Raw genomic sequence first — 15896 nt, 5'->3', positions numbered from 1 at the left:
AGCGCCCGCGACGGCACGGGAGGACGCATGCCGCGACGTCCACCCTCACTACACCTGAGTGAGACTTGAAATCTGTTGTTCTTCGTTCTGGCACTCCACTAGAGCAAGTGCTAACTCCCGTTTCTAGCAGTCTCCCCCGCCGAGTGCAAGGTAGCCGACGGGATCCGCACCGTGAACGACGTGCCCTCACCCAGCGTGCTCGCCACCGTGATGCCGCCGCCGTGCCCGCGGACGATAGCGTTGGCGATCGTCAGCCCGAGCCCGAGACCCGGGATCGCGGATTCCTTGACCTCCGAGTTCCGGAAGAACTGGTCGAAGACCCGCAGCCGGTCCTCCTCCCCCATCCCCCGACCGGTGTCGCTGACGCAGACCTCCAGGCCGTCCCCGACCGTCCGGCAGGTGGCGGTGACCGTGTCGCCCGACGACGAGTACTTGACGGCGTTCGTGATCAGGTTGTCGAAGACCTGGTGCATGCGTGCCGGGTCGAACTCGCCGTGGAGCCCCGTGGTCGTGGCGTCGACGAGGGAGACCCCGGCGGACTCGGCGAAGGGCTTCGCCGACTCCAGACTGGAACGGACGACCTCGGCGAGGTCCGCCGTGCGCGGCCGCACGGACGGCCGCGCCGCCGACTCCAGCAGGTCCGAGACCCGCAGCAGGAGCCGTTCGGCGTTGCGCTCCACCACCTCGAGGTTGGTCCCGAGCTGCTCCAGGTCGGGCTCCTCCCCCGACACCTCCTCCAACGCCAGGTCGACGTAGCCGAGGATCGACGTCAGTGGCGTACGCAGCTCGTGACTGACCCGGCGCAGGAAGTCGTCCTTGGCCTTGAGCGCCTCCATGAGTTCGGTGACGTCGTTGAAGACGATGACCGAACCGGCGGACGCCCCGTCCTGGTCCTGGATCGGCTTCGCCGACACCGACATCGCCCGCAGGTAGCTGTCCCCGATCCAGATGAGCTGGTTGGCCACCTCCTCACCCTCGATGGCGCGGCGGACCGGGCGGTCCCCGGCGGCGAGCAACGTCGTCTTGTCCGCGTCGAAGATGAGCAGCTCGTCCTCACGGGGAACGCCCACCTCCCTGGGCCGTGCCAACTGGTGCAGCTGCCTCTGGTGGCTGTTCATCAGCATCTCCCTGCCGTCGCCGTCGACCACCACCACCCCGGTGGGGACCGCCTCGATGACGGTGTCCAGCAGGTGCGCGCGATGCTGGCTCTCGGCGGCGACGGCCCGCAGCTCCCTGTCCTTGACCCTCAACTCCCGTTGCTGGGTGTGGATGCTCTCGCTGACGCTCGAGGTGAAGACGCCGACCACGCACAGGATCGCCGGGACGAGGACGAGCCCGAGGATCGACGTCGCCGTGAGCTTCACCTCCGCCAGGAGGATCGGGTTCCAGACGATCAGCAACGTCGCCGCCAGATTCAGGACGTGGATCCACCGGTGTCCGTGGAAGATCCAGGAGATCCAGAAGACCGGGAAGACGGCGATGAGACTCAGGCCCGTCAGGCTGTCACTGCCGCCGGCGCGGAGGAGCGCGATGGCGAGGAACTGCAGCAGCGGGGTGAGCCAGTTCAGCAGTTCGGAACGGTGCCGCAGCGACGGCAGCGAACTGGGGACCCTGGTCAGCACGGCGACCACGATCCCCGCGAGGAACAACGGGTCCTTGTAGAGCTGCGGCAGAACGGCCGCCGCCAGCACCAGGACGAAACCCACGGTGACGAGGAAAGGTCGTTGGTTGATGATCGCGCGCTCAGCGGCGTCGAATTCCCGCATACGGGAATTCGAGGTGCCGAGTGTGGGAATCAACCAGGGCATGATGGTCATCATAGAGCTTCTCTCACGTCCTGGCCATGAGGAACGCCCCGGTGCACCGCACGGGAAATACCGCCGCAGTCGACCGGACGTTCACCAGGGCACGGGATCGTTTCGTAGGATAGAATGCGACGTGCGAAACCTAAATGACTAGCCAACAAATCTGAACATCGGGAGTGGTCCGAATGGCTCATCGCCGTGACAGCCAGGAGGCCGCGGGAACAGCGGTGGTTATCGAGGACGACCCCGATATCCGGGACCTGATCTCCTCGGTTCTCCAGCAATCCGGGTTCCAGGTCCACGTCGCCTCGGACGGGGCGACCGGAGTCGACGCCGTGGAGCGGTACCGTCCCGACATCACCACCGTCGACCTGGGGCTCCCCGGAATCGACGGCTTCGAGGTCGTGCGGCAGATACGCCTGCTCAGCGACTGCTACGTCATCATCATCTCGGCGCGGACCGACGAGGTCGACACCCTGATGGCGTTGAACACCGGGGCGGACGACTTCATCACGAAACCCTTCCGCCCCCGTGAACTCCGGGCGCGGGTGACGGCGATGCTCCGCCGCCCACGCACCGCCACGGAGGACGGCGAAACCGCCGAATTCCACGGGCCGCTGAAACCGTCGAACCCGGGGCACACGCCGCGCCCGCCGTACCCGCCGAAATCACCGAGACAATTGCCGTGGTGCCGGAGCGTCCAACCCCGTCGGACGGTTCGCAGGTCCTTTCCCACAACGACGTCCGCCTCGACCCCGACACCCGGACGGTGAATGTCGGCCCGGAGGAAATCGTCCTCACCCGGACCGAATTCGAGCTCCTGCACACGTTGTTGTTGAGCGGTCGCCGGGTCCGCACCAAGACCGACCTCGTCCGGCACCTCCGGGCGGAGGACCCGACGGGTTCCGCCGCCTACGTCAGCGAGGCCGACGAGCGTGCGGTGGAGGTGCACATCGGCAACCTCCGCCGGAAGCTCGGCCGCGGGGAGGCGGCGGGTTCCGCGGCGTCCCCGGGCGCCGTCATCGAGACGGTCCGCGGCGTCGGCTACAAACTCGCCGCAGCGTCCTCCTGACCTGAACGCACCGCGCCGGACGCCCCCAGCGCCCCGGCCGCGGTGTGCGGCGGCCCGGGCGTCCTGCCCTGCTCTCGTCGTATCCACGGCTAGACGGTGAAGCCGTGGTGGCGGCGGACCGCCTTGCGGAGCATGAAGAAGGTCATGACCATCGTCGTGATGTACAGCAGCGGCCACCCCAGCGACAGGATCGCCGACTGCACACCGGCCGGCTGCTGGAACCACGCGTACATCGCGCCGCCGACGATCAACGCCGCCACCACCAGCGGGGCGAGGAAGGCGGAACCACGGCCGCCCTCCGCCTTCGCCTGCGCCGCCCAGTTGTCGGTCTGCGCCTTGCTGAAGAACTTCGCCCAGGCCCGGATGAAGTGGCCCATGCGGATCCACAGGTAGATCTCCGAGGGGAAGAAGAGCAGGGCGAACAGGATGTCGCGGGCCGTGTGGCCCTTGATCGACATCGCGATCCTGAGGTTCAGCACCACCGAGACCGCCGGGGGGATCAGCCAGATCGGGCTGAACACGAAGGCGTCGATGCTCAGCGACGCGGCGAGCAGGAGCAGGAACCCCAGGCGGATGAGGATGTTGCCCAGCATCGAGATGTTCTCGAACCACCGCAGCCGCAGGTTCGGGTGGAACGGCTGGCCCGCGGTGGTCGACCGCTGGCCCGGCCACATCAGGTCGATGGCGCCGAAGTTCCACTTGACCTGCTGTCCGTCCAGCGCGCGGACGGTGTGCATGCCGCCGACGAAGGCGCGTGCGGTGGCGCTGATCTTCGTCGCCGCCCCGATGCTGCGCAGCTGCAGTGAGAGCAGGGAGTCCTCGACCTCGCTGTCGCGCACCCACGGGGTGGCCTGACGGTTGGCCTCCATCACGTCCTTGAGCGCCTGCATGGAGAACAGGGAGCACTGCCCGCCCAGCACCGCCATGTTGCGCCCGCGCAGCAGGTTGTCCATGGTGAACGCCGCGAACTGCGCGCGCTGCCCGGTGGTGAGGAAGGAGGACACCACGCCGCGGCTCGACGCGTGGTCCACGGTGTAGATCGCGGAGATGCCGCCGATGCGGGACTCCGAGCGGGCCTCCTGCTCGAGACGTTCCACGGTGTCGAACTCCAGGATCGTGTCGCCGTCCACTCCCAGCAGGTAGTCGAAACTGTCGCAGACCTTCGCGAAACCGTAGTTCAGGGCGCCGACCTTCTTGTCGGCGTTCTCACCGATGTCGTGGACGAAAACGTAGGTCGAGTAGGTCTCCACCGTGTGCCCGGGCCCCTCGCCCGCCTGCAGGTGCTCACCGGCGTAGCTCCGGGCGATCGGGAAGGTGCGGTCGGTGGTGTTGTTGATGACCACGTGGACGACCTCCGGCGGGCGCGACTGTGCGAGCAGGGAGTCCAGGACGCCGGCGATGGAGTCCTCCTCGTTGTACGCCGGGATCACGCAGGCGATGGAGGTGTGCGGGCGGGTCTGCGACACCGAGCCCTGCGACGTGACGGTCACGAAACCGTTGTCGGTGGTCTCCACGATCTTCTCCTGCACGATCTTCTCCTGCGCGGGCATCGCGACGGGCGGGTCCAGGTGGGTCTGGGTGGTGGTCATCGGATTTCCTCTCTCCGGGTGGCTGTGAACTCATTCTGAACGACCGACCTCAAGGAACGGCCCCCTCTTCCCGCAGGTTTTCCACAAGAAATCACCGTGGTCCCCCGGACGCGTCGCGTAAGCCACCCGGACGGCGCCGGAAGCGAGCGGACTAGGCTGGTGGACATGCCTGAGAACACTTCGACCGCCTTCTCCGCCGAGATCGCCCGCGCCGCCGTCACCGAGCAGATGCCGTGGCTGCAGCAGGCGCTGACCGACCTCGTCGCCTTCCGCTCCGTGCACTCCACCCCCGGCCTGGAGGCCGACAACGCCGACGCCGCGCGCTGGGTCGCCGACGCCTTCCGCGCCGAGGGCGTGCCCGTCGAACCGCACACCACCTCCGACGGCTCAGTGTCCGTCATCGGCGTGCGCGAGGCCGCCGAGGGCTGGCCCACGGTGCTGCTCTACTCGCACTACGACGTGCAGCCCGCCAGCGACGTCGAGAACTGGACGTCCTCGCCCTGGGAGCTCACCGAGCGCGACGGGCGCTGGTACGGACGCGGCGCGGCGGACTGCAAGGGCCACGTCGTGATGCACCTCGCGGTGCTGCGCGCTGTCAACGCGCTGCTCGACTCCGGTGACCTGGACGACGCCACCGCCACCGCGCTGCGCAGCATCGGTGTGCGCGTCGTCGTCGAGGGCTCCGAGGAGCGCGGCGGCTACGGCCTGGAGGACCTCCTGGCGTCCGAGCCGGAGCTCTTCGCCGCCGACACCTTCCTCATCGCCGACTCCGGCAACGACGCCCTCGGCGTCCCCGCGGTCTGCACCGCCCTGCGCGGTACCGCGCCGGTCACCGTCCGGCTGCGCACCCTGGAGCAGCCCATGCACTCCGGCCAGTTCGGCGGTGCCGCGCCGGACGCCCTGCTCGCCCTCGTCCGGCTGCTCGCCACCCTGCACGACGACGACGGCCTCGTCGCCGTCGACGGGCTCACGTCCGACGCCCGTTGGGAGGGACGTGGCCCCGACGAGGCCACCTTCCGCACCGACGCCGGCGTCCTCGACGGTGTCGACGTCCTCGGTGCGGCGCAGGGCCTCAACCCCAACGACCTCACCATCTCCCGCCCCTCGATCACCGTCACCGGCCTGGACTCCCTCTCGGTCGCCGACTCCGTCAACGCCGTCGTCGCCGAGGCCGGCGCCGTGGTCAGCCTGCGCATCCCGCCGGGAATGGACCCCAAGGTCGGGCAGGACGCACTGGTCAAGCACCTGGAGGAGCACGTCCCCCACCACGCGCGGATCAGCATCGAACGCCAGTCGCTGGCGTCCCCGTTCTCCGCGGACACCTCCGGGCCCGCCCTGAAGCTGCTCGCCCAGGCCCTGGCGGACGCCTACGACGCCGAGGAGACCGCCGAGATCGGCTCCGGCGGCTCGATCCCGCTGAGCAACGCCCTGCTGGAGCGCTACCCGGACGCCGAACTCGCCCTGTTCGGCATCGAGGAGCCGTCCTGCCGCATCCACTCCGCCGACGAGTCCGTGGACCCCACCGAGATCGCCGCGATCGGCACCGCCGAGCTGCTGTTCCTCGCCCGTTCGGGGGCACTGTCCACCTAGGGTTCAGGGCCCGTCCACCCCGGGGTTGCCCTCGGACAGTGATGCAGATAACATCATCGCCATGATCAACACCCTCAAGCGAGTAGCCCACCCGGGTGGAGGCGCGGACTGACCCCTCCACCACGGGGAAGTCACGCTACTCGCAGGCTGCTGCGTCGGTCCACATCCCACCGACGGTAACCAGCACAAAGGGAAGACCCACTGATGTTCGAGTCACAGGACAACCGGATGCCCACCACCACGATGATCCGCTTCGCACGGACGGACGACGCCCGCGACGAACGCCTCACGCCCGTCTACACCAGCCGCCCCGGTGTGCGACGCTCCACCGCCGTCACCTACCGGGAGGGCAACCCCACCCGCCTGGAGAAGCGCCGCAGCCGCGTCTTCGCCGAGGACCCTTTCCGGGCCCGCTTCGGCCACCGCCTGCCCGCCGGGATGCGTCAGGAGGCCCGCGGCATGGAGTGGCGCAAGTTCGTCGCCACCTACGCCCCCGCCACCTACCGGGTCGAGTCGATGACCACCACGCGGCGTCCCGCGGGTCGGCGCTGCTTCGACATCACGCTGACCGGTCTGCGGGAGGACGCCGGCACGCAGGTCTCCATCACCTCGATGGGCGCGGCGTCCGCCATGACCCAGATCCTCGCCGACCACGGTCGACGCGTGGAGATCCTGGAGTTCCACCAGTACGACATCTTCGAGGCCACCGTGACCTTCGTCTTCGCGCAGCACGAGACGAAGAAGGTGTGGGCCGTGGGCTTCGGTGCCGACCGTGACCTCTCCATCGCCAGCGCGCTGACCTCCGCCGCCGGCCGGCTGCACGGGTAGAGCGCGCCGAGCACTCCCCCTCTCCATTCCCGCTCCGCCTTTCCCCGCGGTGCGGAATAGTCGCCCTCCCAGGTAGGCAATCACCCCGATTCGCTACCTGGGAGGGTGATCGCGCTACATCACCGCCGCGCGAGGGTGCGGTCGGCCCCAGGACCGGCACATGTCCGGACCCCGGGCGCCTCCGCCCCGCCCTCCTCCCCCACAACGCAGAGCGAACACCCTCCCAGGCAGCATTTCAGCCCGAAACCCTGCCTGGGCGGGCGACTATTCCACCGAGCGCTTCAGCGTGTCCACCGTGAGGTCCACCGCGGCGATCCACGCCTCGGGCTGGGTGAACCCCTCCTCCGCGCCCACGTCACCACGGGTGCGCACACCAGGCTCCAGCGCGGCACCGGCCTCGCGGGCCGCGGCGCGCTGCAGGGCGTAGTCGCCGCCACGTTCCATGATGCCCCGGACGTCCTGCAGGGTGTCCGCACAGCCGAACTCCTCGGCGATGGGTGCGAGCACGTCGAGCCAGTCGGCGATGTCCTCGGTGATCCAGCGTTCCGTGGTCTCGCGGTCGGTGATGATCAGGGCCTCGAGGCCGTAACGGGCCGCGCGCCACTTGTTCTCGGCGACGTGCCAGTGCTGCAGACTCGGCAGGTCGCGTCCTGCCTCCCACTCGCGTTCGTAGTGCACGACCAGGCAGTGGATGAAGGCGCTGATGGCGCCGACCTCGCGGATGTCCATGGTGGCGTCGGCGAAGCGGACCTCCACCGTCCCGTACTTGGAGGGACGCACGTCGAAGTGCATGGAGCCGGTGTGGTTGATCACCCCGGAGCGGTCCTGGTCCTCGTTGAAGGCCTCCCACTCGTCCCAGTCGGCGAACTGGTAGGGCATGCCGGCGGTGGGGAGCTGCTGGTAGAGCAGGGTGCGGTTGGAGGCGTAGCCGGTGTCGAGCCCCTCCCACGCAGGGGAGGACGCCGAGAGAGCCAGCACGTGCGGGTACTGCGTCATCACGGCGTTGATGATGGGCCACACCCGGTCGCGTCCGCCCACGCCGACGTGCACGTGGATTCCCCAGATCAGCATCTGGCGTCCCCAGTACTGGGTGCGCTGGATGATCTCCTGGTAGCTGTCCTTCTCGCTGAGGATCTGGTCGCCCCAGTGCGCGAAGGGGTGCGTGCCGGCGGAGAACACGCCCACGCCGAGGTCGTCGGCCACGCTGAGGATCTGCGTGAGCTGTTCGCGCAGGTCCTCGACGGCGTCGGGGATGGTCTTGTGCACGCCGGTGACCATCTCGACGGTGTTGGCGAGGAACTCGCGGGTGACCCGGTGGCCCGGGAAGCGTTCGTCGAGCGCGTCGACGAGTTCGGGGGCGCGGGGCACGAGGTCCCTGGTCCCGGGGTCGACGAGGGCGACCTCCCACTCGATGCCGACCGTCGGGGCGGAGGACGGAAATTCCATGGGGAGGATGTTACTGCATCACGGTCACAGCGGGCCGGTCAGCACGACGACCACGCCGTCGGCCTTCGGTCCGTTGCGCACGTCGGCCTCGCCGAAGCGGTTGTAGTAGTCCGGGTTGCCGGCGGCGGCGGAGATCCCGAGATCGACGGCGACCTGCTCGGCGGCGGCCTGCGACTGTGCGTTGCCCTCGGGGTAGTAGACGCGCGACTCCTCGCTGATGCCGTCGATGCGCCCGCGCAGGTTGCCGTAGCCGATGTTGGTCCACTGCTCGCCACGCAGGCGGTCGGCGGTGGACTGGGCGACAGGCTCGCCGCTGTTGTTCAGCACGGTGACGGCTGTCGCCGCGCGGTCGACCTCGCCGGAGGACGGCTCGTCGCCGGCACCCTCAGCGCCGTCGTCGCCGTCGTCGCCGGACGCCGCACCGTCAGTGCCGTCTGCGCCGTCTGCGCCGTTCTCACCCTCCGCGCCGGACGCTGCGGCGTCGTCGGACGCACCGGCGTCCGCGCCGTCCTGCGGGGAGGACGCCGCGTCGGAGTCAGCGTCGGACGCGTCGTCCTGCCCGGCGGACTGACTCTGCGTCGCGCCGGCGGTGTCGGTCTCGTCGTCGTCCCCACCGACGACGGCGTAGATGCCCCAGGCGATCAGGATCACGGCGACGGCGGTGAGCACCATGGCCAGCCCGCGCAGCGGCGGGCCACCGGTACCGCCGGCGGCACCGGCACCGGCAGCACCAGCACCGGCCGCACCGGCACCTGCCGCACCGGCCTCGGGGTCGATGGCGTAGTCGTCGTCGTAGGCCGTGTCCGGGTTCGGGTCGTAGACGGAGTCGTCTCCGTGTCGGGGTCCGCTCTGATCAGTCACGCCCCAATACTAACGACAGTCACACCCGTCACGTCCACACGACACCCCGGATTCAGTCGCCCCTGCGCCGCAGCAACGTCCTGACCACCACCGGGGCCACGTCCAACGCCTCCGGACGCGAGATCAACGCGTTGAGTTGCTGGTAGTAACGCACCGGAGTCACGCCGAAGCGACGTCGGATCTCCTCCCCCTTCGCCCCCTCGTCGCGCCACCACAGCGACTCGAAGTCGAGCATCTCGCGTTCACGCTGCGAGACACCCACCCCCGTATCTGCACTCTGTTCCTCCACGGTGAATCAGTTTAGACGAGCGGGGATGGTAGTTTCACCTCATCATGGCGTCACTGTTGCGTACAGTACTGCTGCCAGGACGAACGACCCGCCGGTGAATCGTCCCCATCCCGGAGAGACCCAGAGAGACATACATGAGCACCTCCCCGTCCACGACCGAACGGTCCGAAGCCCCACAGAAGCAGACACCGGAGCAGAAGCGCGTGCTCGCCGGCACGCTCGTCGGCACCACGATCGAGTGGTACGACTTCTTCATCTACGCGCAGGCCGCGGCCTTCGTCTTCGCCCCGCTGTTCTTCGCCCCGATGGGCGACTCCCCGCTGGCACAGGTGGTCTCCTGGGCGACCATCGGCATCAGCTTCCTGTTCCGCCCCCTCGGCGCGGTCGTCGCCGGCCACCTCGGTGACCGCTACGGACGCAAGATGGTCCTGGTCGTCACGCTGTTCGGCATGGGCGTGGCCACCGCACTGATCGGCCTGCTGCCCACCCACGGGACGATCGGGGTGGCCGCACCGCTGCTGCTGATCCTGCTGCGCATCCTGCAGGGACTCTCCGCCGGCGGCGAGTGGGGCGGGGCGGCCCTGATGGCCGTCGAGCACGCCCCGCGCGACAAGCGCGGCGTGTTCGGCTCCTACCCGCAGATCGGCGTCCCGCTGGGCCTGATCCTGGCGTCGTCCTTCATGTTCCTGCTGACCAGCAACATGTCCGACGAGGCGTTCCAGAGCTGGGGCTGGCGCATCCCGTTCATCTCCTCGGTGGTGCTCATCGCCATGGGCTACCTGATCCGCCGCGCCGTCGACGAGTCGCCGGTGTTCCTGGAGATGCAGGCGCGCCGCAAGGAGGCCTCCGCACCGCTGGGAAGCCTGTTCAAGAACCACTGGCGCCGCGTGCTGCTCGCCGCCCTGATCTTCGCCGGAAACAACGCCGCCGGCTACATGATCATCGCCTTCTTCTCGTCCTACAGCTCCAACGCGCTGGGCATGCCGAAGTCGCACACCCTGATCGCCACGCTCATCGGTGGTGTGTCCTGGCTGGTGCTCACCATCTGGTCCGGGCGGGTCTCGGACAAGATCGGACGCCGCGAGACCTTCATGATCGGCTACGCGCTGATCGCGGTGTGGGCGGTGCCGATGTGGTTCTTCGTCGACAAGGGCGAGCTGCTCTGGCTGGTGCTGGTGATCGTGGTGCTCACGTTCGGGCTGGCACCGTCCTACGCCCCGCAGTCGGCGCTGTACGCCGAGATGTTCCCCGCGGAGGTGCGCTACTCCGGCACGTCGATCAGCTACGCCCTGGGCTCGATCCTCGGTGGCGCCTTCGCCCCGATGATCGCCCAGCTGCTGCTGGACTCCACGGGACGGTCCTGGACGATCGGCGTCTACCTCGCCGCCATGGCGATCGTGTCGGGTATCGCCGTGTGGCTGGTGCCGAAGTCCGTGGAAAAGTGTGACCTGAGCGTGTGACGTCGCGCGGGGCGGTTATTCTGGAGCACATGTCAGTTCTCCCCGTCGTCATCTGCGGCGACCCCGTCCTCCACAACCCCACCGAACCCGTCGACGAGGCGGAGATCGGCGGCGAGCGCTTCCAGAAGCTGGTCGCCGACATGTACGAGACCCTGGAACGCGCCCACGGGGTGGGCCTGGCCGCGAACCAGGTCGGCGTGGCCCAGCGGTTCTTCATCTACGACTGCCCCGACATCGACGGGCCGGACGGCTCACGCAAGCCCGCCGAGGAGGTCGACGCCCAGGGCGGCCCGATGCGCCGCGGCTGCGTGATCAACCCGGTGCTGGAGACCTCCACGATCCCGGAGACCATGCCGGACGAGGAGGTCGACGTGGAGGGCTGCCTCTCCGTCCCCGGCCACGACTTCCCCACCGGACGTGCCGACTGGGCACGCGTCACCGGGCTCGACGAGCACGGCGAGCAGGTCAGCGTGGAGGGCCACGGCTTCTTCGCCCGCTGCCTGCAGCACGAGGTCGGCCACCTCGACGGCTTCCTCTACATCGACACCCTCATCGGCCGGAACAAGCGTGCGGCGAAGAAGACCGTGAAGCGCGAGGGATGGACCGTGCCCGGCAACTCCTGGACCCCCGGGGTGGACCCGGACCCCTTCGGCCACGATGACTGAGCAACCTGATACCTCCTGGTCCGGCGCCCACGCCGGGGCCGTCGCCCCGTCCGTCACGGGCCTGCCGTTCCCGGTCTCGCGACACACCGACCCCGCCGGGGTGCGGGCGGGGGTGCGCGCCACCGTCCGGCGCCTCGTGCGTTCGGGCACAAACGGCGCAGGACGCCCCGAGATGAATCCGGCGACGGGCCGTCCGCTCGTCACCGACGTCATCGGCGTCGTCGACTCCGTCGACCCGCTGCGCGTGCGCACGGCGGCCGGGGAGGTGCACGAGATCGCGGCGTCCGACGTGGTGGTTCTCAAGACGCTGGCGGACCGTCCGGTGCGCACCTCCGACATCCGCGCCGTCGAGGCGGCCACGGCCGCGGCGTTCCCGGGCATCACCAACGACACCGTCGGCGGCTGGCTGATGCGTGCCGGCGACGGCATCACCGAACGCTCCAACTCGGCGGTGCCGCTGGGTCCGGAGACCGGCACCACCCCGGTGCCGTTGGAGCGGATCCGGGAGTTCTACCGCGACCACGACCTGCCGACGCGCATCCTGCTGCCCGACCGCGTGGCGCGTCCGGCCGAGCAGTTGGCGGGGCTGCCCGGGGCCACGTCCGGCCCGGAGATCATCGTGATGACCCGGAGCCTGGAAGGTGAGCTGCCTGAGCTGCCCGACGTGCCCGGTGTGCAGGTGGAGTTCTCGGTGGACGACGAACCCGACGACGAGTGGCTGAGCCTCTACCACTTCCGCGGCGAACCCCTCCCCGAGCACGCGCTGCGCCTGCTCGCCTCGCGCATCGACGGCACGCTCGGCTTCGCCCGCCTCACCGTCGACGGGCGACTCGTGGCCGTCACCCGCGGCACCGTCACCGCCGGCGGACGCGAACAGCACCTCGGCTACTCCGCCGTCGAGGTCGACCCGCGGTGGCGCCGTCGCGGCCTGGGACGCCTCATGGGCACCGCCATGCTGCACTGGGGCCGCGAGCACGGCGCCACCCGCAGCTACCTGCAGGTCATCGCGTCCAACGACGCCGGACTCGGGCTCTACCGCTCCCTCGGATTCGCCGAGCACCACCGGCACCGCTGCCTCACGCTGGACGGTCCCGACACCCCTGCAGCCATAAACGACACGGGCCGAAGGTAAGGCGACCTTCAACCCGGGGTGGACCCGGAGTGAATCCCGCCCGAAAAAGATATGGTGTAGGGCATGAGGATCGCCAGCTGGAACATCAATTCCGTGCGCACCCGGGAACAGCGCGTCCGGGACTTCCTGGAACGCTCGGACGTGGACGTCCTGTGTCTCCAGGAGACCAAGTGCACCGACGCGCAGTTCCCCGACTTCTCCGACCTCGGCTACGAACACGCCCACGCCGGGGAGAATGCCTGGAACGGCGTGGCGGTCCTGTCACGGGTCGGTCTGGACGACGTGCGCACCGACTTCGGGCAGCCCGGCTTCAGCAAGGATCCCGCCGAGGAGCCCGTCACCGAGCCGCGCGCCGTCGGTGCGGTGTGCGGCGGCGTGGAGGTGTGGAGCCTCTACGTGCCCAACGGGCGGGAGATCTCCGACCGGCACTTCACCTACAAGCTGGACTTCCTGGACGCCCTGGCGTCCTACCTGGAGACGGGGAAGGACGGCGCGGCCGTGCCGGTGGTCGTGGTCGGCGACTTCAACATCATCCCCACCGACGAGGACCTGTGGGACCGCTCCTGGTTCGAGGGCAAGACGCACGTGACCCCGCGTGAGCGCGCCGCGCTCGAGGCGGTCCGGGAGCGCGGCGGCATGACCGAGGCCACCGCCGACCTCAAGGGCACCTACTCCTACTGGGACTACCAGGCGATGCGCTTCCAGAAGAACCAGGGCATCCGCATCGACCTGCAGTACTGCCGCGGCGTGGAACCGTCCTCGCCCTCGGTGGACCGGGACGAACGCAGCGGCAAGGGTGCGTCCGACCACGCCCCCGTGATCGTGGAGTACGCGCTGTGAGCGCCCTGGCGGTACTGGCCGCCCCGGACCTCGTGCTCGCCTCCGACTTCTGGGACTTCTTCACCCCCGACAGCATCGGCTTCCCCCTGTTCGGCAACGTCGTCGGCGGCGGGCTGGAGTGGTGGCAGTGGGCGCTGGTGCTGCTGGACTACACCCTGAAGTTCATCGCCCTGGGCTACGTGCCCTCGCAGCGCAAACCCACCAGTGCGATGGCCTGGCTGCTGGCGATCTTCCTGATCCCCTTCGCCGGCATCATCCTGTTCCTGTTCATCGGCTCGCCGTACATCAACCGGCGGCGCCACAAGATCCAGAACCAGGCCAACGAGCTGATCCGCACGGTGAGCCACGACGAGCCGGACGTCCCCGCCGGTTTCGAGGTCACCGACGAGATCCGCAGCATGATGCACCTCAACCGTCACCTCACGTCCATGCCGGCGGCGACCGGCCGGATGGTGGCGCTGCACTCCGACTACGAGACGTCGATCAAGGCCATGGCCGAGGCGGTCGACAACGCGAAGAACTACGTGCACGTGCAGATCTACATCACCTCCTGGGACGACACCACCGGCGTGTTCTTCGACGCGCTGGAACGCGCCGTGCAGCGCGGTGTGAAGGTGCGCCTCATGTTCGACCACGTGGGCAGCTGGAAGTACCCGGGCTACCGCAAGCTCGGAAAACGACTGAGCTCGATCGGGGTCGAGTGGATGCTGATGCTGCCGCTGAAGCCGCTGAAGTGGCGTTTCCGCCGCCCGGACCTGCGCAACCACCGCAAGATCGTGGTCGTCGACGGGCACACCGCCTTCATGGGCAGCCAGAACATGATCGACTCCAGCTACATGATGTCGAAGAACCAGAAGGAGGGCCGCCACTGGATCGACGTGATGACCGAGGTCACCGGCCCGATCGTGATGAGCCTGGACACCGTCTTCGCCGTCGACTGGTTCACCGAGTCCAAGGAGGAGCTCGACCTGCTCTCCCCGTCGCAGGCGACCCGCTGGCTCAACGCCAACAACGCCCCCGAGGTCCCCGACTCCGGAGACGAGATCCTGCAGGTCATCCCGTCCGGCCCCGGGTTCACCACCGAACCGAACCTGAGGCTGTTCACCTCCGTGGCACACCACGCCAAGGAACACCTCGTCCTGGTCAGCCCCTACTTCGTTCCGGACGAGTCACTGCTGGACGCGGTGACCACCGCCGCGTACCGCGGCGTGGAGGTCGAACTCTTCGTCTCGGAGAAGGCCGACCAGGCGATGGTGGACTACGCGCAGTCGTCGTACTACGCGGAGATGCTCGAGGCCGGCATCAAGATCTACCGCTACCCCTACCCCGCGGTGCTGCACTCGAAGTACGTCATCGCCGACGAGGAACTCGCGATCATCGGCTCGTCGAACATGGACATGCGGTCCTTCGGACTGAACTACGAGGTGACGATGCTCGCCGGGCACGGTGACCTGCTGGCGGCGATGATGGACGTCACCGAGGTCTACCGCGCCGACTGCAAGGAACTCACCGGTGAGGAGTGGGGGAACCGGCCGCTGATGAGGCGCTACGTCGAGAATGTCGCCCGCCTTACGTCCGCGCTCCAGTAAATGGCTTACAATGTCATAAACAATAGGTCTTGGAAACTACCACGGTGCCGGACGGGGTCCGATAGCGTGGGAGCGGACAGGACCGAGATTCACGACAGAAGCTAGCCTGTAGCGGACAAGGAGCCCATCATGGCCAAAGACATCCGGGACACCGCAGACTCCACCGAGTCCGCCGATGACTTCGCCGACTTCGTCAACGACCTCGGCTCGGACCCGGTCCAGGACCAGATCCGCGGTCACCGTGCCCCGGAGATCCTGCCGGAGATCGACGTCGCCGAGATCGCCACGGCGGTCTACGACTTCCTCTCGGCACTGCGCCGCCTGATGGACCGTCCGAACCACAAGCTCGCGATCTCGCAGTCGGAGATCGAGGTCCTGCACTTCATCGCCCAGCACCCGGGCTGCGGAGTCTCCGACATCGCCCGTCTGCGGTTCCTGCGGGCGTCGAACGTCTCCGCCACGGTGCGGCGTCTGATCAACTCCGGGCTGGTGCTGCGCCAGGCCAACGACCAGGACCGCCGGGCCCAGGACCTCTACCTGTCCGACGAGGGCATCGAGATGCTGAACTCGATCACCGACGAGTGGGCGATGCTCATCGCCCGCGCGGCACGGCGGATGGACGGTCGCGACCTGGCGAAGCTGCGCCGCGGCGTACCCGCGCTGCGTAACCTGTCGATCGCCGCGGAGAGCCTGATCGAGGACATCCAGCGCAGCCGGAACTGACACTGGC

The 15896-nt window shown here is 68.5% G+C and carries 15 protein-coding genes; 10 read left to right on the top strand and 5 right to left on the bottom strand.

Annotation, left to right across the window (positions count from 1 at the left end; translation table 11 throughout):
• Positions 1-110: 110 nt before the first annotated feature.
• A complete protein-coding gene (locus ACT3UN_RS08330) occupies positions 111-1808 on the bottom strand; it encodes a sensor histidine kinase (protein WP_441583014.1) in 1698 nt (565 codons plus the stop codon).
• Between the two features lie 182 nt (positions 1809-1990).
• Here ACT3UN_RS08330 and ACT3UN_RS08325 point away from each other — a divergent pair, with 182 nt between their 5' ends.
• Together ACT3UN_RS08325 and ACT3UN_RS08320 are read left to right on the top strand one after the other, a co-directional pair.
• The gene (locus tag ACT3UN_RS08325) at positions 1991-2578 is read left to right on the top strand and encodes a response regulator transcription factor (RefSeq protein ID WP_301443583.1); all 588 of its coding nucleotides are present in this window, start codon (positions 1991-1993) and stop codon (positions 2576-2578) included.
• Positions 2575-2877, top strand: a complete 303-nt coding sequence (locus ACT3UN_RS08320; RefSeq protein WP_301443582.1) for a winged helix-turn-helix domain-containing protein — start codon at positions 2575-2577, stop codon at positions 2875-2877. The genes ACT3UN_RS08325 and ACT3UN_RS08320 overlap by 4 nt, the downstream gene beginning before the upstream one ends.
• 89 nt (positions 2878-2966) lie before the next feature.
• Here ACT3UN_RS08320 and ACT3UN_RS08315 read toward each other — a convergent pair whose 3' ends face one another.
• Positions 2967-4466 carry a glycosyltransferase family 2 protein gene (locus ACT3UN_RS08315; protein WP_301443581.1) on the bottom strand — a complete coding sequence of 500 codons (1500 nt, stop codon included), beginning with the start codon at positions 4464-4466 and terminating at the stop codon, positions 2967-2969.
• Positions 4467-4631: 165 nt separating this feature from the next.
• Here ACT3UN_RS08315 and ACT3UN_RS08310 point away from each other — a divergent pair, with 165 nt between their 5' ends.
• Together ACT3UN_RS08310 and ACT3UN_RS08305 are read left to right on the top strand one after the other, a co-directional pair.
• Positions 4632-6056, top strand: coding sequence for a M20/M25/M40 family metallo-hydrolase (locus ACT3UN_RS08310; protein WP_441588342.1), 1425 nt, complete (start codon positions 4632-4634; stop codon positions 6054-6056).
• Positions 6057-6260: 204 nt separating this feature from the next.
• Complete coding sequence (locus ACT3UN_RS08305) at positions 6261-6884, top strand: hypothetical protein (RefSeq protein ID WP_301443579.1); 624 nt, start codon at positions 6261-6263, stop codon at positions 6882-6884.
• A 264-nt stretch (positions 6885-7148) separates the two neighbouring features.
• Here the strand turns inward: ACT3UN_RS08305 and ACT3UN_RS08300 are convergent, their stop codons facing one another.
• From ACT3UN_RS08300 to ACT3UN_RS08290, 3 genes are read right to left on the bottom strand one after another with little or no spacing between them, the layout of a single operon-like run.
• Positions 7149-8330, bottom strand: coding sequence for a glutamate--cysteine ligase (locus tag ACT3UN_RS08300; protein ID WP_441583013.1), 1182 nt, complete (start codon positions 8328-8330; stop codon positions 7149-7151).
• A 24-nt stretch (positions 8331-8354) separates the two neighbouring features.
• On the bottom strand, positions 8355-9191 hold the full coding sequence (locus ACT3UN_RS08295; protein ID WP_441583012.1) for a LytR C-terminal domain-containing protein: 837 nt from the start codon (positions 9189-9191) through the stop codon (positions 8355-8357).
• A gap of 52 nt (positions 9192-9243) precedes the next feature.
• Complete coding sequence (locus ACT3UN_RS08290; RefSeq protein ID WP_301443514.1) at positions 9244-9480, bottom strand: DUF3263 domain-containing protein; 237 nt, start codon at positions 9478-9480, stop codon at positions 9244-9246.
• A 134-nt stretch (positions 9481-9614) separates the two neighbouring features.
• Between ACT3UN_RS08290 and ACT3UN_RS08285 the strand changes: the two genes are divergently transcribed.
• The 6 genes from ACT3UN_RS08285 to ACT3UN_RS08260 all read left to right on the top strand — a co-directional run bounded on the left by ACT3UN_RS08285 (position 9615) and on the right by ACT3UN_RS08260 (position 15889).
• Positions 9615-10940, top strand: a complete 1326-nt coding sequence (locus ACT3UN_RS08285) for an MFS transporter (RefSeq protein WP_444656892.1) — start codon at positions 9615-9617, stop codon at positions 10938-10940.
• A gap of 29 nt (positions 10941-10969) precedes the next feature.
• Positions 10970-11605 carry a peptide deformylase gene (locus ACT3UN_RS08280; RefSeq protein WP_441583010.1) on the top strand — a complete coding sequence of 212 codons (636 nt, stop codon included), beginning with the start codon at positions 10970-10972 and terminating at the stop codon, positions 11603-11605.
• Positions 11598-12737: an N-acetylglutamate synthase, CG3035 family gene (locus tag ACT3UN_RS08275; protein ID WP_301443517.1), complete on the top strand. Its 1140-nt coding sequence runs from the start codon at positions 11598-11600 to the stop codon at positions 12735-12737. The genes ACT3UN_RS08280 and ACT3UN_RS08275 overlap by 8 nt, the downstream gene beginning before the upstream one ends.
• Before the next feature lie 63 nt (positions 12738-12800).
• Positions 12801-13577, top strand: a complete 777-nt coding sequence (locus ACT3UN_RS08270; protein ID WP_301443518.1) for an exodeoxyribonuclease III — start codon at positions 12801-12803, stop codon at positions 13575-13577.
• Between the two features lie 74 nt (positions 13578-13651).
• The gene (gene cls / locus ACT3UN_RS08265; protein WP_441583015.1) at positions 13652-15166 is read left to right on the top strand and encodes a cardiolipin synthase; all 1515 of its coding nucleotides are present in this window, start codon (positions 13652-13654) and stop codon (positions 15164-15166) included.
• A gap of 129 nt (positions 15167-15295) precedes the next feature.
• Entirely contained in the window at positions 15296-15889 is a 594-nt protein-coding gene (locus tag ACT3UN_RS08260) for a MarR family winged helix-turn-helix transcriptional regulator (RefSeq protein WP_301444249.1), read from the top strand.
• Positions 15890-15896 lie beyond the last annotated feature (7 nt).

Origin of the sequence: Corynebacterium sp. AOP12-C2-36 (genome assembly GCF_052379185.1) — a bacterium.
In the GTDB taxonomy this organism is placed as follows: Bacteria; Actinomycetota; Actinomycetes; order Mycobacteriales; family Mycobacteriaceae; genus Corynebacterium.
This window is presented reverse-complemented; position numbering and strand designations above follow the sequence as displayed.